The sequence below is a fragment of the Agreia sp. Leaf244 genome (assembly GCF_001422695.1).
Lineage (GTDB): Bacteria > Actinomycetota > Actinomycetes > Actinomycetales > Microbacteriaceae > Agreia.
This window is the reverse complement of the sequence record NZ_LMLX01000002.1, coordinates 173,552-194,914: the sequence shown is the minus strand read 5'-3', so window position 1 is coordinate 194,914 and position 21,363 is coordinate 173,552. Positions and strand designations below refer to the sequence as shown.

Below are 21,363 nucleotides of genomic sequence, written 5' to 3'. Positions count from 1 at the left end.
AGGTGCCTCCCGGGCGGCTAATCTGGAACACGTGCTTCTGGCCATCGACACTTCTGCGGGTACCTCCGTCGCCATCGTCGACCCGTCGACCGGCCGCATCGTGGCCGAACGGTCGACGCCCGACACGATGAGGCACGCCGAGGTGATCGGCACCCTGCTCGCTGAGGTTCTCGAGGCTGCCGCCGTGAGACCGTCCGCGCTCGACGGCGTCGTCGTGGGCATGGGCCCCGGGCCCTTCACCGGCCTTCGAGTCGGCATCGCGGCCGCGCGCACCTTCGCCCTCGGCGCGGGGCTTCCCCTGCTTCCGATGGTCAGCGCCGACGCCGTGGCGCGCCAGCAGGCGCTCTCCGGCGCCTCGGACACGGTCATCGTGGTGACCGACGCCCGCCGCAAAGAGGTGTTCTGGTCGCTGTACGAGCTGTCGGGCTCCGAGCCCGTGCGCGTCGACGGCCCTGGCCTCGCGAAGCCCGACTCGCTTCCGCACACGGGCGCTCGTCGCGTGGATGCGGCCGAGATCCCCGCCGCGCAGCTCGCCCTCGCCGCGGCCGCCCTCGTCGAGGCGGGCAAGCCCCTCGCATCCGACGACGCGCTCTACCTGCGCTCGCCCGACGTGACCATGCCATCCGGCATCAAGCGGGTGACCCAGTGACCTGGCAGCTGCGCCGGGCCGGTGTCGACGACCTCGACGCCATCATGCGCATCGAGTCGAGCGTCTTCACGACCGACGCGTGGACCCCCGACGCCATGAGGGCCGACCTCGCGAGCGAGCACTGCTACTACGTCGTCGCGCTGCCCGCCTCCGACCCGCCCTCGAGCACGACGATCTCGGGCTACGCCGGTCTTCTGGCTCCCCGAGGGGCGAAGGAGGGCGACATCCAGACCATTGCCGTGGCCCCTGGGGCCCGTCGCAACGGCCTCGGTCGAGTGCTGATGACGAGCCTGTTGAACGAGGCCCGTCGTCGCGGCGCCCGAGAGGTGTTTCTCGAGGTGCGCGCAGACAACCCTCACGCCGAGGCGCTCTACGAGTCGCTGGGCTTCGAGCGCCTTGGAGTGCGAGCCGGCTACTACCAGCCTGACAACGTCGACGCCATCGTCATGCGGGCTGCGGTTCCGCAGCCGCAGACGCGGTGGACGGGCGCAGACAAGGTCGAGGAGATCGAACCGTGAACACCGAGAATCCTCTGGTTCTGGGCATCGAGACGTCGTGCGACGAGACCGGTGTCGGAATCGTGCGGGGCACCACCCTGCTGAGCAACACGATCTCGTCGTCGATGGACGAGCACGCCCGCTACGGGGGAGTGGTTCCCGAGGTGGCTGCGCGCGCACACCTGGAGGCCATGACGCCGGCCATCACGACCGCGCTGGCCGATGCCGGAGTGACCCTCGACGAGATCGATGCGATCGCCGTCACCAGCGGGCCCGGCCTCGCAGGAGCGCTCATGGTCGGAGTCGGCGCGGCGAAGGCTCTGGCGCTGGCCATGGAGAAGCCGATCTACGCCGTCAACCACCTCGTCGGCCACGTCGGCGCCGACGTTCTGCGCGCCCCGGTCGACGGGGGTGCCGACGCGCTCGCGGGCGACGAGGCGCCGATCCAGTACCCCACCATCGCCCTGCTCGTGTCGGGAGGGCACACGTCGCTGCTTCTCGTTCGCGACCTCGTGTCCGACGTCGAGCTTCTCGGAGAGACCATCGACGACGCCGCGGGGGAGGCGTTCGACAAGGTCGCCCGCCTGCTCGGGCTGCCCTACCCCGGCGGGCCCGAGATCGACCGGGCGGCCGTCGGCGGCGACCCGAGGGCCATCCGATTCCCGCGCGGGCTGAGTCTGCCGAAGGATCACGAGGCCCACCGCTATGACTTCTCCTTCTCCGGCCTGAAGACGGCCGTCGCCCGCTGGGTCGAGAAGAAGCAGGACGCGGGGGAGGACGTTCCGCTCGCCGACGTGGCTGCGAGCTTCCGCGAGGCCGTCGTCGACGTGTTGATCACCAAGGCCCTCGCAGCCTGCGCCGAGTACGGGGTTCCGCGACTGCTTCTGGGCGGCGGCGTCGTGGCCAACGCACGGGTCCGCGAGGTCGCCGCAGCGCGTGCCGCGTCTGCGGGGGTCGCCCTGCGCATCCCGCCCCTGAGCCTGTGCACCGACAACGGAGCCATGATCGCGGCACTCGGGGCGCAGCTGATCATGGCGGGGCACGGGCCCTCGGGCCTCGGATTCGGGGCCGACTCGACCCTGCCGGTCACCGAGATCCAGGTCGGATAGGCTCGGTTCCATGTCGAGCCAGCCTGCCTTCGCGCCGTACTCGCCCGATCCGGCAACGGCTCAGCCGTCGTCTCCTCTCGCATCCGCTCGGCCCCGCAAGACGCTCAACATGCCCGCGCTCTTCGCGGCCATCACCGGCATTCTGCTCATCTCGCCGGTCGCCATCGTTCTCGGGCATATCGGCGTGGTCCAGGTTCGCCGCCGCCGGCAGTCCGGCCTGGCGTTCGCCATCGTCGGCCTCATTCTCGGATATCTGGGGTTCGTCGCGTCCGTCGCTGCGCTCGTGGCTCTCGTCCTGTTCGTCAACTCGGGCCCGACACCGCCCACGTCGTTCTGATCCCACCGGTCATGCCGTGCCTCGGCGAATCGGGGTGTCCCGTAGATGTGGGTCACTGAGCTTCAGTAGTGTGGACACATGACTGATCCCAATACCCCGTCGACCGAGGGCACGCCGTCGGTCCCCCCGCTGCCTCCCACCGCACCGTCCGCCCCCGCGGCACCCAGCTACGGCGCGCCGAGCGCGCCCTCCACTCCGCCCGCGTACACGCCGCCGGCCGAGTCGACTCCGTCGTACGGAGCACCGAGCTACCAGCAGGCGCCTCCGGCCAACCCCTACGCGCAGGCCCCGAACGGCGCCGCGCCCTACGGCCAGCCCTACTCGCCGGTCGCCGCCGCTCCGAAGACGCTCAGCCTCATCGGCATGATCGCCGGTATCGTCGGCGTCTTCCTCTCGTTCTTCTATGGGATCGGCTTCATCTTCTCGGTGGGCGCCGTCGTTCTCGGTTTCCTCGGCAAGAAGCGCGAGCCTGCCGCCAAGGGCTTCTGGCTCACCGCGATCATCACGGGCTTCGCCGGTATCGCGCTGACCCTCCTGTGGGTCATCGGGATCATCATCTTCGTCGTGGCCGTCGGGTCGTCGAGCGGCTACGAGTCGTACTGACCCGCACGTCGTATGTGAAGTGCCCCTCGTCTTTCGATGAGGGGCACTTCGTTTTGTGCGGGGGTGTCGGTGCGGCGGGTGTCAGTGCAGCGGGTATCAGCGCGGGCGCAGGGTCAGACGCGCTCGGCGAGGATGGCCGTGTGCCGACCGGCCACGCGCGTCAGCACCAGGGTCGCCTCGCCGTCGCCCGACAGCGACAGCCGTCGACGCAGAACGGCCGGGTCGACGTCGACCCCGCGCTTCTTGATCTCGAGTCGGCCGATGCCTCGCCGCCGCAGCTCCTTCTTCAGCTTCGATTCGTCGCTGGGAAGGGTGTCGACGACGCGGAACGCCGTCGCGAACGGCGACGACACCAGGTCGTCGGAGGAGAGGTACGCGATCTGCTCGGAAAGCATGCGGGCACCCAGCGACCGGGCCAGATCGCCGATCAGGCGTGCGCGGATGACGGAGCCGTCCGGTTCGTACAGGTATGTTCCGAGTTCGCCCGTCTCGGCGTCGGGGCTGTCGGCGTCTGAGACCAGCTCGGCGCTGGCTCCGCCGCGCAGCACGAGGGCGCTGCGGGCGATGCCGGGCCGCGCGAGCGAGCCGAACCACAGACTGTTCTCCACGAGCTGGCCGTCGACCGAGATCCACTGTGCCTCGGCGTCGTCGGGGATGAGCGATCGGTCGAACCCGGGGCCGAGCTTGATGCCCGTGGGCAGCGTGCGAGCCACGCCGAAAGCGAAGTCGAGCGAGGGGGAGTAGTCGCGCGGGTCGGGCAGGCGCCGGGTATCCGCATGCCCCGCGGTGCGTCGGGCCGGGTCGAGGTAGACGGACTCGACCGAGGCAAGGTCGTGTTGGGCGGCATCGCCGAGGCTCACCGTCACGTTCGTGAACGGAGCCAGGTTGTACGAGGCGATCGCCGCGGTCACCTCGTCGAGTTCAACGGCCTGCACCTCGAGATCGAGCGCGGCGAAGGCCAGCGCATCGGCGCCGATGCCGCACCCCAGGTCTGCCACGCTCCGGATGCCGGCACTCTGGTATCGGCCGGCATGGAGCGCGGCGACCCGCAGGCGTGTGGCCTGCTCGAGACCCGCCTCGGTGAACAGCATGCGCGATGCGAACTCCCCGAACTTGGCCGTAGCTTTCGCCCGCAGACGGGACTGGGTGAGCACCGCAGACACAAGATCTGCCGGGTGCCCGTCGCGGCGCAGTGCGGCGACGGTCTTCACGATGTCGGTGGAATCGCTGTACGGCGGCAGGGAGTCGAGGAGGCGCAGGGCCGTCGACGTCATCACTAGGCCGAGCTCGTCCTTGTTCATTCGTTGAGCCTGTTCACCCCGTCAGCCTAGACGTCAGTCTTGGGGCCACGGCGCGCCGTGGCCGGTTGGCACTCGGATTGACCGAGTGCCAGTGCACCCCCTAAACTCGTCTTAGCACTCTCGGTGTGAGTGTGCTAATCAGACGTGAAGAAAGAAGAGGTCAACCGTGTCGGTCTCCATCAAGCCGCTCGAGGATCGCATCGTCATCCGCCAGGTCGAGGCGGAGCAGACCACCGCTTCGGGCCTGGTCATCCCTGACACTGCCAAAGAGAAGCCCCAGGAAGGCGAGGTCGTGGCCGTGGGCCCCGGTCGCGTCGACGACAACGGCAACCGCGTTCCGATCGACGTCGCCGTGGGCGACAAGGTCATCTACTCCAAGTACGGCGGAACCGAGGTCAAGTACGGCGGAGAAGACCTGCTCGTGCTGTCGGCTCGCGACGTGCTCGCCGTGGTCGTTCGCTGACCGACGACATGTGTTAGCGCAACGTCGCTAAACAGACAAAGACCCGGGTGGCTCTGCCATCCGGGTCTTTTTCGTTTGCGGCCGCGGCCCGCAACGGCGCGCCGGAGGTAGCATTCGTTGAGTGTCCCGCCCCGCCGCCGCCCCTTACGCCTCAGCCCCGCAGACCGACGAGCAGCCCTCGCGGTCGGGCATCCTCTACGCCGTAGGCGCCTACACGATGTGGGGTTTTCTCCCCGCCTACTTCCTGCTGCTGCTTCCCTCCGGTCCGTTCGAGATCGTGGCCGTGCGCATCTTCTTCTCCCTGATCTTCTGTGCCCTGATCATCACCGTGACTCGCGCCTGGCCGGCGTTCCTGGCGATCGTTCGCCAGCCACGGCTGCTGTTCACGATGGGCCTCGCAGGCGTGCTGATCTACGTGAACTGGCAGACCTATGTGATCGGCGCGACGACCGGGCATGTGGTGGAGACGGCCCTCGGCTACTTCATCAACCCCATCGTCACCATTCTGCTCGGCGTCGTGATTCTGGGCGAGCGACTCCGCATCGCCCAGTGGGTGGCGCTCGGAATCAGCGTGATCGCCGTCGGAGTGCTGACCGTCGGCTTCGGTTCCGTTCCGTGGATCGCCCTGATCCTGGCGTTCTCCTTCGGGCTCTACGGCTTCGTGAAGAAGCGTGTCGGTCGCTCGGTCGATGCGGTGTCAGGCCTCACCCTCGAGACCCTCTGGCTCCTTCCCGTGGCGGCGGTGCAGGCCATCGTCGTGGCCTCGACCGCACCGGGCCTCGCTTTCGGATCCTCCGGCGCCGCCCACGTCGCCCTCATGATCGGTGCGGGAGTCATCACGGCGGTTCCGCTGCTGCTGTTCGCGTCCGCGGCGAAGCGACTGCCGCTCATCTATATGGGCTTCATCCAGTACGTGGCCCCGATCCTCCAGTTCCTCTTCGGGGTGTTCATCATGGGCGAGCCCATGCCGCTCGAGAGATGGCTCGGCTTCGGTCTGGTCTGGCTCGCTCTGGTCGTGCTCACCGTCGACATGATCAGAACGTCGAGAGCGGGCCGGATGCCTGTCGCTGAGCCCGTCTGACGGGACGAAAGGTAACGATTGGGTCGCGTTACACGCCCGTAACAGGAATGTATTGTCGGTGCGACTTTGGGCCGTTAGCTTTACAGCACGGCCAACTTCGTTATGCCGTGCACCACAAAACAATCACATTCAAGGAGCATCATGGGCGTATTCGCCAAGACCGGTTCCCGGTCGCTGAAGACCACCCTGGGTGGCGCGGCCATTCTGGGAATCAGCGCGCTCGTTCTCGTCGGCTGCTCGAGCGGCTCGACCGACAGCGGCAGCGACTCCGGTGACCTGTCCCTCAAGATCGGCACGATCCTTCCTCAGACCGGTACGCTCGCCGTGCTCGGCCCGCCCGAGATCGCGGGCGTCGACCTGGCCGTCAAGGACATCAACGATGCCAAGGCCGGCATCACTGTTGACGTGACCCAGAAGGACTCGGGCGACACCACGACCGACATTGCCTCGCAGTCGGCGACCTCGCTCGTCGCCGATGGCGTCTCCGCCATCATCGGTGCCGCGTCCTCGGGTGTCTCGAAGACGTTCATCGACCAGGTCACCCAGGCCGGCGTCATCCAGATCTCGCCCGCCAACACCTCGCCCGACTTCACGTCGTACGAAGACGACGGATACTACTGGCGCACCGCCCCCTCCGATGTTCTGCAGGGTCGCATCCTCGGAAACAAGATCATCAAGGACGGCAAGACCAACGTTTCGATCCTCTACATGAACGATGCCTACGGCACCGGCCTCGAAGAGAACATCAAGAAGGCCCTCGAAGACGGCGGAGCCACGGTCGGAGCGGAAGAGACCTTCGAGCCCGCCTCCACCGACTTCAACTCGGCACTCACCAGCGTTCTCGCGACCGACCCCGACGCCCTGGTCGTCATCTCGTTCGACGAGATCAAGACCATCGCCGAGCAGCTCGCCGCGAAGGGCTTCGACTTCTCGAAGCTCTACGGAGCCGACGGAAACTACGGCGTCATCACCGATAAAGACACGAACGTCGACATCGCTGGCGCCCAGTTCACCAACCCCGGTGTCGAGGCCAAGGCCGAGTTCCAGGAGAAGCTCCAGGCGCTCGTCAAGGACCAGGGCAGCGACCCGCTGACCGTCTTCAGCTATGCGGCCGAGTCCTACGACGCGACCACGCTGCTGGCCCTCGCCTCCCTCCAGGGTGGCGACACCGATGGAGCGACCATCAAGGAGAACCTGCAGTCTGTCTCTGAAGGCGGAACCAAGTGCGAGTCGTTCACCGACTGCGCGAAGCTCATCGCCGACGGTGAAGACGTCGACTACGACGGCATCTCCGGCCCGATCACCTTCGACAAGAACGGTGACCCGACCGAGGCCTACGTGTCGATCTACAAGTACGACACGGGCAACAAGACCTCCTTCGAGGAGCAGGTCTTCGGCAAGCTCGACTAATTCTCTGACCTGTTAGAGAAGAGGGGCTCGGTCTTCGGACCGGGCCCCTTCGTCGTGCCTGAAGCCGTTGATGGAGCCTCAGGATCACCGTTCCCTGAGCTTGTCGAAGGGCACCCCCACCAGGCCACGTCCTCTCCTCCACAGCCCACCTTTCCCGACACCTATCCACAGCCGTTTCCGCTGGTCAAGTATCGAATGCCGGTTTCTACCGAGTGTCGGTGGTCACTGTTTGACTTGTCCCATGACATTCGAAAGCCCGCCCCTCTCGGCCGACCCGTACGTGGTCGCGCTCGATGAGGTCGCCGCCCTCGACACGCAGATAGCCCGCCTATCCGCAGTCAGGGCCAGACGCGTCACCGAAGCCCAGCGGCACCTGCATCGCCGGGCCCCGGTCGATACGTCCACCGCAGGACCGATCTGGTCCACCGCCCGGGTCGAACGGGTCGAACTCCTCACCGAGCTCGCCCTGCTGACCCGCCGTACCGAGTACCGAACCGCCGTTCTCGTCGACACCAGCACAGCCCTCGTTGACCGGCTCCCCGCAACCCTGGCCGCAGTCGCTGCCGGGGTCGTGTCGTGGGAGCACGCCGAGGTTATAGCGAAACACGCCGACGGCCTCGACGGCGACGCCCTCGCCACGTACGACTCCCGCCTGGTAGTGCTCGCTACGGAGGTGAACCCTAAGCAGCTCGAGAAGAAGGCTCGTCACGAGGTGGAACTCGCCCAACCCGCCACCGCGATCGTACGAGCAGAGAAGGCAGCCGGGACGCGGCGCATCTATGTGGATCCGGCAGTGGACGGCATGGCCCAACTCACCCTGTTGGCCCTGGCGCCGGAGATCCACGCGATCGCAGACCGCGCCGCCCGATTGGCTGCGGGACTCAAAACTGCAGGTGACCCGCGCAGCATGGGGCACCTCAAGGTCGATGTCCTCACCGACCTCCTCCTCAACGGAGAACCTTCGATCCCCGGAGCCACCCGCGGTATTCGAGGTCGGATCCACGTGATGGTCCCTGCGATGACACTCCTCGGCGTGGGCGAGGAGGCAGCGATCCTTCGCGGCTACGGTCCCATCGACCCGGCCACAGCCGCCCAGTTGACGGCCGATGCCACGTCCTGGCGGCGCATCCTCACCGACCCCATCACGGGACGGATCCTGGCCACCGACCCGCGGGACTACCGACCGACCGCGACGATGATCGATCACGCCCGACTCGTCCACCCGGAATGCGTGTTTCCGGGGTGCACGGTTCCGTCGGAGCAGGCGGACATGGACCACACTGAGGACCACGCCTACGGCGGAGGCACCATCCCAGAGAATCTGGCACCGCTGAGTGCGGGGCATCATCGGGTGAAGCATCACACGAGGTGGCAGTTCGTCCAGAACGGAGACGACACCCTGACGGCCACGTCACCCGCTGGCCACATCTACACAGTCCACCCACAAGGCCGGATGCGGCCCGCACCACGAGCTCTCATCAAAGCCGCAGCGGCAGCCGCTGCGGGAGCCGCGACGACGATCACGGACGAGGAGGACCTCGACGACTGCCCCTTCTAACCCGACCATGGGTCTTGATACGGCCGCAAGCCGCCTACTCGACCAACTCAAGGGGAGACGAGAACAGCCGCCCCGTTCCCTGAGCCTGTCGAAGGGAGGCCCACTCGACCAACGCAGGGGGCACGAGAACAGAGGCACCGTTCCCTGAGCTTGTCGAAGGGAGGCCTTCCCGACCGCCGCGGGAAGTATGGCCGCGTCGTTCCCTGAGCTTGTCGAAGGGCGGCCTACTCGACCAACGCGGGACAGATGAGAGCACCTCCGCCGAGGGCCGACCCTTCAGGGCGCCCGAAACCCTGACCGCGCTGCCCTGATGTCGGCCGCACCTCTGCGCCGATCACAGAGGCGCACAGCCCTCCGCCGATCGAGGGGCGGCGAGAAGGACGAGCTCGGAGTTTCGAGAGGCAAGAGGCAACGGGCGTCGGGAGTTCGCTAGTGCAGGATGTGACCGGTGAGCCCGGGTCAGCCGGCACGGCCCTCGAGGAGCGCGTCGAACGGGACAAGGTGCCTGTCACGCGGAAAGGCCCGGCACCCGGCCGCGACGACGCCCGTGGGGGCGATTCGTGGGGCGCGGGTGCCGGGCCTCAGCGTGAGCGACGGATCAGCCGCCCACCGTGGGCGTCGAGGTGGTGACCTCGTTCGTCGTGGCGAGGGTTCCGAGGTAGAGCTCGATGACCTTGGGATCGTTCATGAGGTCACGCCCTGGGCCCTCGTAAGCGTCCTTGCCCTGGTCGAGCACGTACCCGCGGTCGCAGATCTGCAGAGCGCGCCGGGCGTTCTGCTCGACGATCATGATCGAGACGCCGGCGCGGTTGATGCGCTGCACGTTCACGAACGTCTCGTCCTGGCGCATGGGGGAGAGGCCGGCACTCGGCTCGTCGAGGAGCAGCATGCTCGGGTCCATCATCAGGGCTCGAGACATGGCCACCATCTGCCGTTCTCCACCGGAGAGCGAGCCGGCGCGCTGCTTGAGGCGCTTCGACAGTTCGGGGAAGAGATCCTCGACGAAGGCCAGTCGCGTCTTGAAGAGCTTCGGCTTCTGGTACATGCCCATCTCGAGGTTCTCCTCGATAGTGAGCGAGGGAAAGACGTTGTTGTTCTGCGGCACGAAGCCCACGCCTTTCGACACCAGCTTGTCGGCCTTCAGGCCCGTGATGTCCTCGCCATTCAGCTCGACGGTGCCGCTCCGGATGTTCACGAGGCCGAAGATGGCCTTCAGCAGCGTGGACTTGCCCGCCCCGTTCGGGCCGATGATGCCGACGAGTTCGCCGCGCTTCACGTAGACGTTCGACCCGTTCAGGATGTTGACGCCCGGAACGTAGCCGGCGAAGAGCTCCTTGGTGACAAGGACGTGATCGGTGTCGGTGCTCACTTCTTCTCCTCTGTATCGACCGGTGTCGACGGGGCGTCGGCGGTCGGTGCGGACTCGTGGCCGGGCACGGCGATGCCGGCGGCCTCCGCATCCTGCTCGACCTCGTTGCGGATCAAATCGGACTGCATCTCCTCCGCCACCTCGAGCTGGCCCTCGATGGTGCCGAGGTCGGTGGCGTGGTGGGCTCCGAGGTAGGCGTCGATGACGGCGGGGTCGGACATGACGGTCGAGGGCGGACCCTCGGCGACGACCTTGCCCTCGGCCATCACGATCACCCAGTCGGCGATCGTGTTGACCATGTGCATGTCGTGCTCGACGAAGAGCACGGTCATGCCCTCGTCTTTCAGATTGACGATGTGACCGAGCAGCGACTGCGTCAGCGCCGGGTTGACGCCGGCCATCGGCTCGTCGAGCATCACGAGTTCGGGGCTCGACATGAGCGCGCGTGCCATCTCGAGCAGCTTCTTCTGGCCGCCGGACAGGCTCGACGCGTAGTCGTCTTTCTTGGTGTCGAGCTTGAACTTGGCCAGCAACTGCATGGCCCGTTCGGTGATCTCGTCCTCTTTCGCCTTCCAGAGGGGCTTGAAGAGCGAGACGAAGATGTTCTCACCGCCCTGCTTCGTGGCGCCGAGACGCATGTTCTCGAGCACGGTCATGCCGCTGAGCGCCTTGGTGAGCTGGAAGGTGCGGACCATTCCCATGCGCGAGACCTTGAACGCCGGCACGCCGGCCAGGCTCTTGCCCTTGAAGGTCCAGTTGCCGGTGTTCGGCTTGTCGAACCCGGTGAGCAGGTTGAAGAACGTGGTCTTGCCGGCCCCGTTCGGGCCGATGAGAGCCGTGATCGAGCCGCGCGGGATCTCGAGGTGGGCGACGTCGACCGCGGTGAGGCCGCCGAAGCGGCGGCTGACCGCGTGCGCGACGACGATCGGGTCCTTCTTCTTGACACCCGGAACGATCACATCGTCAGTGATGTCGGATACGAGAGTTTTTTCAGGCAAAGTGCAGATCCTTCTTCTTGCCGAAGATTCCTTGCGGACGGAATATCACGAGGAGCATCAGGGCGACACCGACGATGATGAATCGGATCGGACCGGTCTGCGTGGTCGTGAGCGGGAGGACTCCGGCCTCGATGCCGAGGCTGAGGAGTCCGTCGGTGAGCGACAGCGTGACCCAGAAGATGATGGAACCCACCACAGGGCCGAACACGGTCGCCGCGCCACCGAGCAGCATGATCGTGTACAGGAAGAACGTGAGCTGCGTGCCGTAGTTGTCGGGTTGCAGCGACCGGGGGAGGATGAACACGACTCCGGCCAGGCCTCCGAGCACGCCACCCAGGATGAGCGCCTGGATCTTGTACGAGAACACGTTCTTTCCGAGCGAGCGCACCGCGTCTTCGTCTTCCCGGATGCCCATGATGACGCGGCCCCATGGGCTGCGCATGAGCAGGAAGACGAGGAGGCAGGCGAGCGCGACCAGGCCCCAGCCGACGATGCGGATCCACCACTGGTCCTGGTTGTAGACCAGGGGAGTGCCCATCAGACCGAAGCGGCCCTCGGGAAGCGGGTTGACGGCGTTGAACGCGCGGGCCGCACCGTTGATGCCTTCCGAGCCGCCGGTGACGTCGGAGAACTCCGGCGTCTTGACCGACAATCGGATGATCTCGGCGGCGGCGATGGTCACAATGCTCAGATAGTCCGCCCTGAGCCTCAGGGTGGGTATTCCGAGGATCAGCGCGAAGATGGTGGCCGCCACGATCGCCGCGAGGAACGATCCCCAGAGCGGCCAGCTGTAGATCACTGACGTGATGGCGAACGCGTAGCCGCCGACGGCCATGAATCCCGCCTGCCCGAAGTTGAGCAGTCCGGTGAAGCCGAAGTGGATGACGAGGCCGATGGTGGCCAGGGCGTAGGCCGCCACGGTGGGGTCGAATATCTGCCCGATTGCGAGCCAGATGAAATTGCCGTTCATAAGGACCTTCCCTAGCCGACGCGCTCTTTGCGGCCCAGGATGCCCTGGGGCCTGACGAGCAGAATGATGATCATGAGCACGAGCGGGGCGACGAACTTGAGGTTCTCAGGGATCCAGAGCGTCGACAGGTTCATGATGAGACCGATGACCACGGCTCCGACGAGGGCGCCATAGGCCGAGCCCAGGCCACCGAGAGTGATCGCCGCGAAGATGAGCAGCAGGATCGAGGCGCCGGTGTCCCAGCGCAGCGACTGGTAGTACCCCACGTAGACGCCCGCGAGGGCGGCCAGCGCTCCCGAGCCGACCCAGACGACGCGGATGACCCGCTCGACGTTGATGCCCGAAGCGGATGCGAGGGCCCGGTTGTCGGACACGGCGCGCATTGCCTTGCCGATCTTGGTCTTCGTGAGCACGAGGGCCACACCGAGGATGACGACGATGGCGATGATCGCTCCGGCGACGTCGGTGAACTTGAGGCTCACCGAGCCGATCACGAGGAACGGCTTGGTGCTGTTGGGCAGCGTGAGTCGGTCGGGTCCGAAGAGGAGCACGAAGACGTAGCGCAGAGCAAGCGAGAGGCCGATGGTGACGATCATCATCGGGATCAGGCCCAGGCCGCGCTTGCGCAGGGGGCGCCAGATTCCGGCATCCTGTGCCCACCCGAACAGGCCGCCCAGCACCATAGCCGCGGGAATCGCGATGATGGCGGGGAGCCCGATGATTCCGGAGAACAGGTAGGCCATCAGGGCGCCGAACGTGACCAGCTCGCCGTGGGCGAAGTTGTTCAGGCCTGTCGTTCCATAGATAAGAGAGGCGCCGATCGCCGCGAGGGCGATGAGCAGGCCGAAGATGAGGCCGGTGACCAGCTGGGGCCAGAACCGCAGCCAGAAGGTGTCGGCCGTGACCGGCGCGGTCGTGGTCGTCGTTCCGGCCTCGCCGTCTGCGCCGGGCGTCGGTGTGGACGTCGCCGTGTCGGAGGGAGCAGCGACGGCTCCCTTCGCGTTGTCGGGAGACAGGAAGAAGATCGCGGGCACCTCTGTATTGCCGGCGAACACCTCGACCTCTGCGGGGTTGCTCGACGGACGCGGGTAGCCGGTCTCGGCCGGAAGAGCGTCTTCGTCGATCGTGACCGTGTAGGTGCCGGGCTCGCTCACGGGGATGACGGCCTTGCCGTCTTCGCCGGTGACCGCCGTCTCCGTGCCGCCGTCGCCCTCGACCGTTATGGAAACGTTTGCGACGCCGACTTTGTCGGCGTCGGAGCGTACCCAGGCGAGGATCGACTGCTCGGTGGTGGTGGACGTGGAAACGGTCGTCTCAGCAGCTGATGCGCCGAGGGCGGATCCTCCGAGGACGACGGATAGACAGAGAACGACCGACGCGATGAGCATCGCGATCAATCGAGCCGACTGCCCGGGTCTTATGCCAGCGAGCAAGGGTGCACCTCCTGTGGGAAGCACGGGCGGACCCGGGCTCCGTTATCTATGGTCGAGCGACGTTGCTAGAACATAGCGCCCCATTGTTGCCTCCATGTTTCGACATGGGAAGGAATGCCTGCGACGCGCAGGTACTTTCTTACACCGGAATAACGCGCGCACCTAACCGTTACTCTTGGGGAGAGAAAATTTCTACTATGCGAGGTGTCATTTGGACCAGGCGGATCCCTTCGGTTTTATCGGACTGACGTACGACGATGTGATGCTCCTGCCGGGTCACACAGACGTGATTCCGAGCGAGGCCGACACCTCATCGAGGCTGACCCGCCGCATCGACGTAGCCACCCCTCTTCTCAGTGCCGCCATGGACACGGTGACCGAGTCCCGCATGGCCGTGGCCATGGCCCGCCAGGGCGGCATCGGCATCCTGCATCGCAATCTCTCGATCGCCGACCAGGCGAGCCAGGTCGACCTGGTCAAGCGCAGCGAGTCGGGCATGGTCACCGATCCGGTCACCACCACGGCCGACGCGACCGTCGCCGAGGTCGATGCGCTCTGCGGCCACTTCCGCGTCTCCGGCCTGCCCGTCGTCGACCAGGCCGGTGTGCTGGTGGGCATCATCACCAATCGCGACATGCGCTTCGTCTCGCCGTTCGAGAAGGCCACCACGCTCGTCCGCGACGTGATGACCAAGGCCCCTCTCATCACCGGCCGCCAGGGCATCGACCCCGACGACGCGATCGCGATCTTCGCCCAGCACAAGATCGAGAAGCTCCCCATCGTCGACGAGCAGGGCCGTCTCACGGGCCTCATCACGGTGAAGGACTTCGACAAGAGCGAGAAGTACCCCCTCGCCACCAAAGACTCGGCCGGGCGCCTGCGCGTCGGCGCCGCCATCGGATTCTTCGGCGACGCCTGGCAGCGGGCCACGAGCCTGCTTGAGGCCGGTGTCGACGTGATCGTGGTCGACACGGCCAACGGCGACAGCGCCGGCGTGCTCGACATCATCCGCCGCCTGAAGCGCGACAGCGCCTTCGAGGGCGTCGACGTCATCGGCGGCAACGTCGCCACCCGCTCGGGCGCGCAGGCATTGGTGGATGCCGGTGCCGACGCCATCAAGGTCGGTGTCGGTCCCGGGTCGATCTGCACGACACGCGTCGTCGCCGGCGTGGGCGTGCCCCAGGTGACGGCCGTCTACGAGGCGTCGCTCGCGGCCAAGCCGCACGGCATCCCGGTGATCGCCGACGGCGGCCTGCAGTACTCGGGAGACATCGCGAAGGCCCTCGTCGCCGGCGCCGACACCGTGATGCTCGGCTCGCTCCTCGCCGGATGCGACGAGAGCCCGGGAGATCTGGTCTTCGTCAACGGCAAGCAGTACAAGAACTACCGCGGCATGGGCTCCCTCGGAGCCCTGCAGACGCGCGGCGAGAAGACGTCGTACTCGAAGGACCGCTACTTCCAGTCCGACGTGCCGAGCGACGACAAGCTGATCGCCGAAGGCATCGAGGGTCAGGTGCCCTACCGTGGCCCGCTGGCGAGCGTCGCGTACCAGCTGGCCGGCGGCCTTCGCCAGTCGATGTTCTACACGGGAGCGCGCACCATTCCCGAGCTCAAGGAGAAGGGCCGCTTCGTGCGCATCACTGCCGCGGGCCTGAAGGAGTCGCACCCCCACGACGTGCAGATGGTCGTCGAGGCGCCGAACTACCGCCGCTAGACGACGCCTACGGGCGGAACGAGTGACCGGTAGGGTTGTCGGGTGAGTATGGATATCGAAATCGGCCGCAACAAGCGAGGCCGTCGCGTCTACGCATTCGACGACATCGCGGTTGTGCCCTCGAGGCGCACGCGTGACCCGCAGGACGTGTCGATCAATTGGACGATCGACGCCTATCACTTCGGCATGCCCGTGCTGGCGGCTCCCATGGACTCCGTGGTCTCGCCGGCCACGGCCATCCGTATGGGGCAGCTCGGCGGACTCGGAGTTCTCGACCTCGAGGGCGTCTGGACGCGCTACGAGGACCCGGAGCCGATCCTCGAGGAGATCCGCACGATCGATGCCGCGTCGGCGACGGCGCGCATGCGTGAGATCTACGCCGAGCCCATCAAGCCCGAACTCGTCACCGCGCGCCTCGCGGAGATCCGCGCTGCCGGCGTCACCGTGGCCGCGGCCCTGTCGCCGCAGCGCACGCAGGAGCTGTACGAGACGGTGGTCGCCGCCGGCGTCGACCTGTTCGTGATCCGCGGCACGACCGTGTCGGCCGAGCACGTCTCCAAGAGCACCGAGCCGCTGAACCTCAAGAAGTTCATCTACGAGCTCGACGTCCCCGTCATCGTCGGAGGAGCGGCGACCTACACGGCCGCCCTGCACCTCATGCGCACGGGCGCCGCCGGGGTGCTCGTCGGTTTCGGCGGGGGAGCCGCCTCGACCACCCGGGCGACCCTCGGCATCCACGCACCCATGGCCACGGCCGTCGCCGATGTCGCCGGCGCACGCCGCGACTACATGGACGAGTCGGGCGGGCGCTACGTGCACGTCATCGCCGACGGCGGCCTCGGCACATCCGGCGACATCGTGAAGGCCATCTCGGTCGGCGCAGACGCCGTGATGCTCGGCACCGCGCTGGCTCGGGCGACCGACGCACCCGGCGGCGGATACCACTGGGGCAGCGAGGCTCACCACACCCAGCTTCCCCGCGGCAACCGCGTGCACGTCGGCCAGGTCGCGCCGCTCGAGGAGATCCTCAACGGCCCGTCGCCCGTCGCAGACGGAACGGCCAACCTCATGGGCGCCCTTCGACGCTCGATGGCGACCACGGGGTACTCCGACCTCAAGGAATTCCAGCGTATCGACGTCGTCGTGGCCCCGTACCTGACCCACTAGTCATCGCCTCCGGGTCGCTGTTTATCAACCCGTCCCGGGTACACTGAGGCCACCGATTCTCTATGACGAGGAGGCCTGAAAATGGTTGAAGCGAACAGTGTGTCCAGGTCTACGAAGCTGGGCCCCGAAGAGCGTGAAGCCGCGATCGAGGCGCTGAAGAGCAAAGAACTCGACATCCTGGTCGTGGGCGGAGGCATCGTCGGCGCAGGCGCAGCACTCGATGCGGCTACCCGAGGGCTCCGCGTCGGAATCGTCGAGGCCCGCGACTGGTCGAGCGGAACGAGTTCGCGCTCGTCGAAGCTGGTGCACGGCGGCGTCCGCTACCTCGAGCAGCTCAACTTCCGCCTCGTCCGCGAGGCCCTGATCGAGCGCGGCCTCCTGCTGCAGCGCATCGCCCCGCACCTCGTCAAGCCGGTGCGCTTCCTCATTCCGCTCAAGCGCCGCTTCATCGACCGCTTCTACATCGGCGCCGGCATGGTGCTGTACGACCTCTTCTCCTACACCGGAGGCCGCCCGCCCGGCGTTCCCCACCACCGTCACCTGACCCGAGGCCAGGTGCAGCGCGCGATCCCGAGCATGGCCCACGACGCGCTCATCGGTGGCATCACGTACTACGACGCGCAGGTCGACGACGCGCGCTACGGCGCTTCCGTCGTGCGCACCGCGTCGTTCTACGGAGCCCACGCCGCGAGCCGGGTGCGCGTCGAGGGATTCATCAAGGTCGGGCAACGGGTCGTCGGCGTTCACGCCCACGACCTGCAGACCGGTGAGAAGTTCGAGATCCGCGCGAAGCAGGTCGTGAACGCTACGGGCGTCTGGACGGACGACACCCAGGCCATGGTCGGGGAACGCGGACAGTTCAAGGTGCGGGCGTCGAAGGGCATCCACCTGGTCGTGCCGCGTGACCGGTTCCAGTCCTCCATGGGACTGCTCCTGCGCACCGAGAAGAGCGTGCTCTTCGTCATCCCGTGGGGCCGGCACTGGCTCGTGGGAACCACGGACACCGACTGGCACCTCGACAAGGCTCACCCCGCCGCCACCGCGGCCGACATCGACTACGTGCTCGAGCACGTGAACACGGTGCTGAACGTGCCCCTCACCCGCGACGACGTCGAGGGCGTCTACGCGGGCCTTCGCCCGCTGCTCGCCGGAGAGAGCGACCAGACGTCGAAGCTGTCGCGCGAGCACCTCGTCGCTCACTCGGTTCCCGGTCTCGTCGTGATCGCCGGCGGCAAGTGGACCACCTACCGGGTCATGGCCAAAGACGCCATCGATGCGGCGGTCTCGGCGCTCGACGGCAAGATCGCCGGCAGCGTCACCGAAGACATCGCCCTGCTCGGCGCCGAAGGCTATCAGGCTGCGTGGAACAAGCGCAGCAAGATCGCCCGCAGGTTCGGCGTGCACACCGTGCGCATCGAGCACCTGCTTAATCGCTTCGGAACCCTGACCGACGAACTGCTCGACCTGATCTCGGCCAACCCGGAGCTCGCCGAACCCCTGCCCGGGGCCGACGACTACCTCGCGGCAGAGGTCGTCTACGCCGCCAGCCACGAGGGTGCCCTGCACCTCGAAGACGTGCTGGCCCGGCGCACGCGCATCTCGATCGAGGCGTGGGACAGGGGAGTCTCCGCGGCTCCCGTCGCGGCGCGCCTCATGGCCGGCGTGCTCGGCTGGGACGAGGCCCGGATCGAGCGGGAGGTCGCGAACTACCTGCGTCGAGTGGCGGCGGAGCGTGCGAGCCAGGAGCAGCCCGACGACGAATCGGCCGACCGCATCCGGCTCGAGGCGCCCGACATCGCGGCGCAGGCGTAGGCGCCCTTCGACAGGCGCAGGGAACGGACGCCCCCGTTCCCCGCGCGGGTAGAATGGAGTCTTACGCCCGCCCGATGCAGATACCCGAGGAGTTCAGTCATGGTCGATGTCCGACGGGTCAAGCTTCCCGGGGTGGGGGTGCTGCACACCTTCATCACCGCCGACGGAGGCAAGGTCGGAGTGATCGCCCATCGATCGGGTCACAGCGACCTCATCACGTTCTCCGATGAAGACAACACCTCCGACGCCGCCAAGGTCTCCCTGCGTCTGAGCGAAGACGAGGCCCGTACGCTCGCCGAGCTGCTCGGCGGCACCCAGATCACCGAGTCGCTCACGGCCCTCGACCAGATCCCCGGACTGAGCATCGACTGGTTCACTGTCGACTACGAGGACCACATCGCCGGGCAGCCGCTCGGCAACACGGCCGAGCGCGACATCGTGGGACTCACCGTCGTGGCCGTCGTGCGCGGAGAGTCGGCGAACCCGGCTCCCGCACCCGACTTCAAGGTGTTCCCCGGAGACACGCTCGTCGTGGCCGGGTCTCCCGAGAAGGTCGCGAAGGCCTTCAACTTCTTCCGTACGGGCGAGATGCGCGCCAAGACCGGCGCCGTCGACGGTTCCGCCGGGCGTTAGGCGATGCACTTCGGCCCCGATCTCCTCATCCTGGGCGCCCTGTTCGTCATCGCATACGTCCTGGGCAGGCTCGGCAAGACCATCGGCCTGCCCGCGATCCCGATCTACATGGCTGTCGGTCTGCTGGCGAGCCCCAACTTCCACTTCTTCCCGCTCGAATTCGTGCACACCGAGTACATCGAGCTCATGGCCGTGTTCGGGCTCGTGCTGTTGCTGTTCAACCTGGGGCTCGAGTTCGATCAGGACGAATTCTTCTCGAACGCCGGAAAGCTGATCATCTCGGGCGGATCGTACATCGCCCTGAACATGGGCGCCGGGTTCGCCTTCGGCTTCATGCTCGGCTGGGGAACGCGCGAGGCGCTCATCGTCGCGGGCATCACGGCCACCAGCTCGAGCGCCATCGTCACGAAGCTGCTCATCGAGCTCAAACGCCTGGCCAATCCCGAGACACCCATGATCCTCGGCGTCACCGTCGTCGAAGACATCTTCATCGCCATCTACCTGGCGATCGTGTCGGTCGTCCTGTCGGGCGAGACGGAGATCTGGCCCGTCGTCGGCAAGCTCGCCGTCGCGTTCCTCTTCCTCATCGTGATGTTCTCGGTGGCCCGCTGGGGCGGGCGCTTCGTGTCGCGGCTGTTCCGCACCAAAGACGACGAGCTCTTCACGATCCTGTTCTTCGGCCTGGCCATCATGTTCGGCGGCATCGGCGAGATCCTGGGCGTGACGGATGCGATCGGCGCGTTCCTGATCGGCCTCGTGCTCGGCGCCACCCGGTACCGCAACCGCATCGAGCAGATCGCCATCCCGCTGCGCGACGTGTTCGGCGCATTCTTCTTCCTCAACTTCGGCCTGGGGCTCGATCCCACGAAGTTCGCTCCGGTGATCCTGCCGGTGCTCGGGGCCGTGCTGATGACCGTCGTTCTGAACGCCGGAGCAGGTCAGTTCGTGGCCTGGCTCAACAAGCTCGGTCCCCGGGCCGGCATCAACGCGAGCGTGATCCTGCAGAACAGGGGCGAGTTCGCGCTCATCCTCGCGACCCTGTCGTTGTCTGCGGGACTCGACGAACGCATCCAGCCCTTCGCCGGACTCTATGTTCTGATCATGGCGATCATGGGCCCGATCCTCGCCGCGAACTCCGAGAGGATCGCGAACGTCATCCTGCGCCCGACGCGAGCGGCGAAGGCGGCCGATGCGCAGAAGCATCGCGATCCACTCCTCGACGAGGGGATCGCGCTCGTCGCTGCGGCGACGGCGGGTCAAGACGTCTCGCTTCCCCGCGCCGACGACGACTCGGAGCCGACGCTGAGCACGACTCCGCGCGCCGAGCAGGCTCAGCAGGAGTCGGATGCGGGCGATGTCGATGCCCTCGTCGAGCAGGCCATGCGCCAGTCCGACGACTTCGGGGTTCGAGAGAGAGACAGCGAATATTGACCCTCTTCAGTGTGATGCGGCGGCCGAGATGGATCGCCGCCCTCGTGCTCGCCCTGGCGATCGCGGCGATCTTCGCGGGCCTCGGGCAGTGGCAGCTCGAGCGGGCCGTCTCCAGCGGACAGGTGGATGACCGACCCACCGAGACGGTGCAGCCGCTGACGTCGGTCGCGTCGCCGCAGCAGCCCGTGCTCGCCGTCGAGGCGGCGCAGCGCGTCTCCACCTCGGGAACCTTCGAGCCCGCCGACTACGGCATCCTGGCCGACCGACTGAACGGCGGCCGCTCCGGCTACTGGGTCGTCGGGCACCTGGCGGTCGACGAGCCCGGAGCGCCCGCCCTGGCGGTCGCACTGGGCTGGGCGCCCGACCGCGACACCGCGGTCGGCGCGCGCGACGCCCTCGCGGCCCAGCCCCGCGCATCCGGCCCCGAGACCGTCGACGGGCGCTACGTCGACCCCGACGCGCCCAACGTCGACGACGCCGAGAAGAGCGAGGGCGGGCGATACGACCTCACCACTATGAGTCCCGCCGCGTTCGTGAACATCTGGACGGCGCTGCCCGCCTCGACCGACGTCTACGGCGGCTACGTGATCTCCAGCACGGCACCGGACGGCCTTGACGTGATCGACGCCCCCGAGCCCGATCGCTCCGTCGAACTCAACTGGCTCAACATCTTCTACGCGGCCGAATGGGTGATCTTCGCGGGCTTCGCGGTCTTCCTCTGGTACCGCCTCGCACGCGACGCATGGGAGCGTGAGAAGGAGGAGCTCGAGGAGAGCGAGGCCGACGAGCGCGCCCGGAGCCTCGCCGAGCACGGAATACACTAGACGC

Annotated in this window: 20 protein-coding genes; 15 read left to right on the top strand and 5 right to left on the bottom strand. The window is 66.9% G+C overall.

Annotated features, from left to right (window positions below; all coding sequences use genetic code 11):
- The first annotated feature begins 31 nt into the window (after positions 1 to 31).
- The 5 genes from tsaB (at position 32) to ASF06_RS05740 (ending at position 3,195) form a co-directional block, all read left to right on the top strand.
- Complete coding sequence (gene tsaB / locus ASF06_RS05760; RefSeq protein WP_055944606.1) at positions 32 to 649, top strand: tRNA (adenosine(37)-N6)-threonylcarbamoyltransferase complex dimerization subunit type 1 TsaB; 618 nt, start codon at positions 32 to 34, stop codon at positions 647 to 649.
- Positions 646 to 1,167, top strand: coding sequence for a ribosomal protein S18-alanine N-acetyltransferase (gene rimI, locus ASF06_RS05755; RefSeq protein WP_055944605.1), 522 nt, complete (start codon positions 646 to 648; stop codon positions 1,165 to 1,167). The genes tsaB and rimI overlap by 4 nt, the downstream gene beginning before the upstream one ends.
- On the top strand, positions 1,164 to 2,255 hold the full coding sequence (tsaD, locus tag ASF06_RS05750; RefSeq protein WP_055944602.1) for a tRNA (adenosine(37)-N6)-threonylcarbamoyltransferase complex transferase subunit TsaD: 1,092 nt from the start codon (positions 1,164 to 1,166) through the stop codon (positions 2,253 to 2,255). Before rimI ends, tsaD begins: the two co-directional genes overlap by 4 nt.
- A 10-nt stretch (positions 2,256 to 2,265) precedes the next feature.
- Positions 2,266 to 2,592, top strand: coding sequence for a DUF4190 domain-containing protein (locus ASF06_RS05745; RefSeq protein WP_055944599.1), 327 nt, complete (start codon positions 2,266 to 2,268; stop codon positions 2,590 to 2,592).
- Positions 2,593 to 2,670: 78 nt separating this feature from the next.
- A complete protein-coding gene (locus ASF06_RS05740) occupies positions 2,671 to 3,195 on the top strand; it encodes a DUF4190 domain-containing protein (protein WP_055927193.1) in 525 nt (174 codons plus the stop codon).
- Between the two features lie 113 nt (positions 3,196 to 3,308).
- On the opposite strand, the gene ASF06_RS05735 is transcribed toward ASF06_RS05740, so the two are convergent.
- Positions 3,309 to 4,496: a THUMP-like domain-containing protein gene (locus tag ASF06_RS05735; RefSeq protein ID WP_055927196.1), complete on the bottom strand. Its 1,188-nt coding sequence runs from the start codon at positions 4,494 to 4,496 to the stop codon at positions 3,309 to 3,311.
- Positions 4,497 to 4,662: 166 nt separating this feature from the next.
- On the opposite strand from ASF06_RS05735, the gene groES reads away from it, so the two are divergent.
- The 4 genes from groES to ASF06_RS05715 all read left to right on the top strand — a co-directional run bounded on the left by groES (position 4,663) and on the right by ASF06_RS05715 (position 9,008).
- The gene (gene groES, locus ASF06_RS05730; protein ID WP_044440065.1) at positions 4,663 to 4,959 is read left to right on the top strand and encodes a co-chaperone GroES; all 297 of its coding nucleotides are present in this window, start codon (positions 4,663 to 4,665) and stop codon (positions 4,957 to 4,959) included.
- Between the two features lie 121 nt (positions 4,960 to 5,080).
- Positions 5,081 to 6,040, top strand: coding sequence for an EamA family transporter RarD (rarD, locus tag ASF06_RS05725; protein WP_055944596.1), 960 nt, complete (start codon positions 5,081 to 5,083; stop codon positions 6,038 to 6,040).
- A 141-nt stretch (positions 6,041 to 6,181) separates the two neighbouring features.
- Complete coding sequence (locus ASF06_RS05720) at positions 6,182 to 7,450, top strand: ABC transporter substrate-binding protein (RefSeq protein WP_055927202.1); 1,269 nt, start codon at positions 6,182 to 6,184, stop codon at positions 7,448 to 7,450.
- Positions 7,451 to 7,691: 241 nt separating this feature from the next.
- Positions 7,692 to 9,008 carry an HNH endonuclease signature motif containing protein gene (locus ASF06_RS05715; RefSeq protein WP_055944593.1) on the top strand — a complete coding sequence of 439 codons (1,317 nt, stop codon included), beginning with the start codon at positions 7,692 to 7,694 and terminating at the stop codon, positions 9,006 to 9,008.
- A 598-nt stretch (positions 9,009 to 9,606) separates the two neighbouring features.
- Here ASF06_RS05715 and ASF06_RS05710 read toward each other — a convergent pair.
- The 4 genes from ASF06_RS05710 to ASF06_RS05695 are packed head-to-tail and all read right to left on the bottom strand — an operon-like array spanning position 9,607 to position 13,733.
- Entirely contained in the window at positions 9,607 to 10,377 is a 771-nt protein-coding gene (locus tag ASF06_RS05710; protein WP_055927214.1) for an ABC transporter ATP-binding protein, read from the bottom strand.
- Positions 10,374 to 11,375: an ABC transporter ATP-binding protein gene (locus ASF06_RS05705; RefSeq protein WP_082479626.1), complete on the bottom strand. Its 1,002-nt coding sequence runs from the start codon at positions 11,373 to 11,375 to the stop codon at positions 10,374 to 10,376. Before ASF06_RS05705 ends, ASF06_RS05710 begins: the two co-directional genes overlap by 4 nt.
- The gene (locus ASF06_RS05700; RefSeq protein WP_055927222.1) at positions 11,368 to 12,345 is read right to left on the bottom strand and encodes a branched-chain amino acid ABC transporter permease; all 978 of its coding nucleotides are present in this window, start codon (positions 12,343 to 12,345) and stop codon (positions 11,368 to 11,370) included. The genes ASF06_RS05705 and ASF06_RS05700 overlap by 8 nt, the downstream gene beginning before the upstream one ends.
- An 11-nt stretch (positions 12,346 to 12,356) precedes the next feature.
- Positions 12,357 to 13,733 (bottom strand): branched-chain amino acid ABC transporter permease, encoded by a 1,377-nt coding sequence (locus ASF06_RS05695; RefSeq protein WP_082500738.1) that lies wholly within the window; start codon positions 13,731 to 13,733, stop codon positions 12,357 to 12,359.
- 256 nt (positions 13,734 to 13,989) lie between these two features.
- Between ASF06_RS05695 and guaB the strand changes: the two genes are divergently transcribed.
- The 6 genes from guaB (at position 13,990) to ASF06_RS05665 (ending at position 21,359) form a co-directional block, all read left to right on the top strand.
- Complete coding sequence (gene guaB, locus ASF06_RS05690; protein ID WP_055927228.1) at positions 13,990 to 15,492, top strand: IMP dehydrogenase; 1,503 nt, start codon at positions 13,990 to 13,992, stop codon at positions 15,490 to 15,492.
- Positions 15,493 to 15,540: 48 nt separating this feature from the next.
- Entirely contained in the window at positions 15,541 to 16,659 is a 1,119-nt protein-coding gene (locus tag ASF06_RS05685) for a GuaB3 family IMP dehydrogenase-related protein (protein ID WP_055944588.1), read from the top strand.
- Between the two features lie 99 nt (positions 16,660 to 16,758).
- Complete coding sequence (locus ASF06_RS05680) at positions 16,759 to 18,471, top strand: glycerol-3-phosphate dehydrogenase/oxidase (protein ID WP_082500835.1); 1,713 nt, start codon at positions 16,759 to 16,761, stop codon at positions 18,469 to 18,471.
- A gap of 99 nt (positions 18,472 to 18,570) precedes the next feature.
- Positions 18,571 to 19,104 (top strand): cation:proton antiporter regulatory subunit, encoded by a 534-nt coding sequence (locus ASF06_RS05675; protein ID WP_055927237.1) that lies wholly within the window; start codon positions 18,571 to 18,573, stop codon positions 19,102 to 19,104.
- Positions 19,105 to 19,107: 3 nt separating this feature from the next.
- Positions 19,108 to 20,535: a cation:proton antiporter gene (locus ASF06_RS05670; RefSeq protein WP_055944581.1), complete on the top strand. Its 1,428-nt coding sequence runs from the start codon at positions 19,108 to 19,110 to the stop codon at positions 20,533 to 20,535.
- Positions 20,532 to 21,359 carry an SURF1 family cytochrome oxidase biogenesis protein gene (locus ASF06_RS05665; RefSeq protein ID WP_235500918.1) on the top strand — a complete coding sequence of 276 codons (828 nt, stop codon included), beginning with the start codon at positions 20,532 to 20,534 and terminating at the stop codon, positions 21,357 to 21,359. Before ASF06_RS05670 ends, ASF06_RS05665 begins: the two co-directional genes overlap by 4 nt.
- Positions 21,360 to 21,363 lie beyond the last annotated feature (4 nt).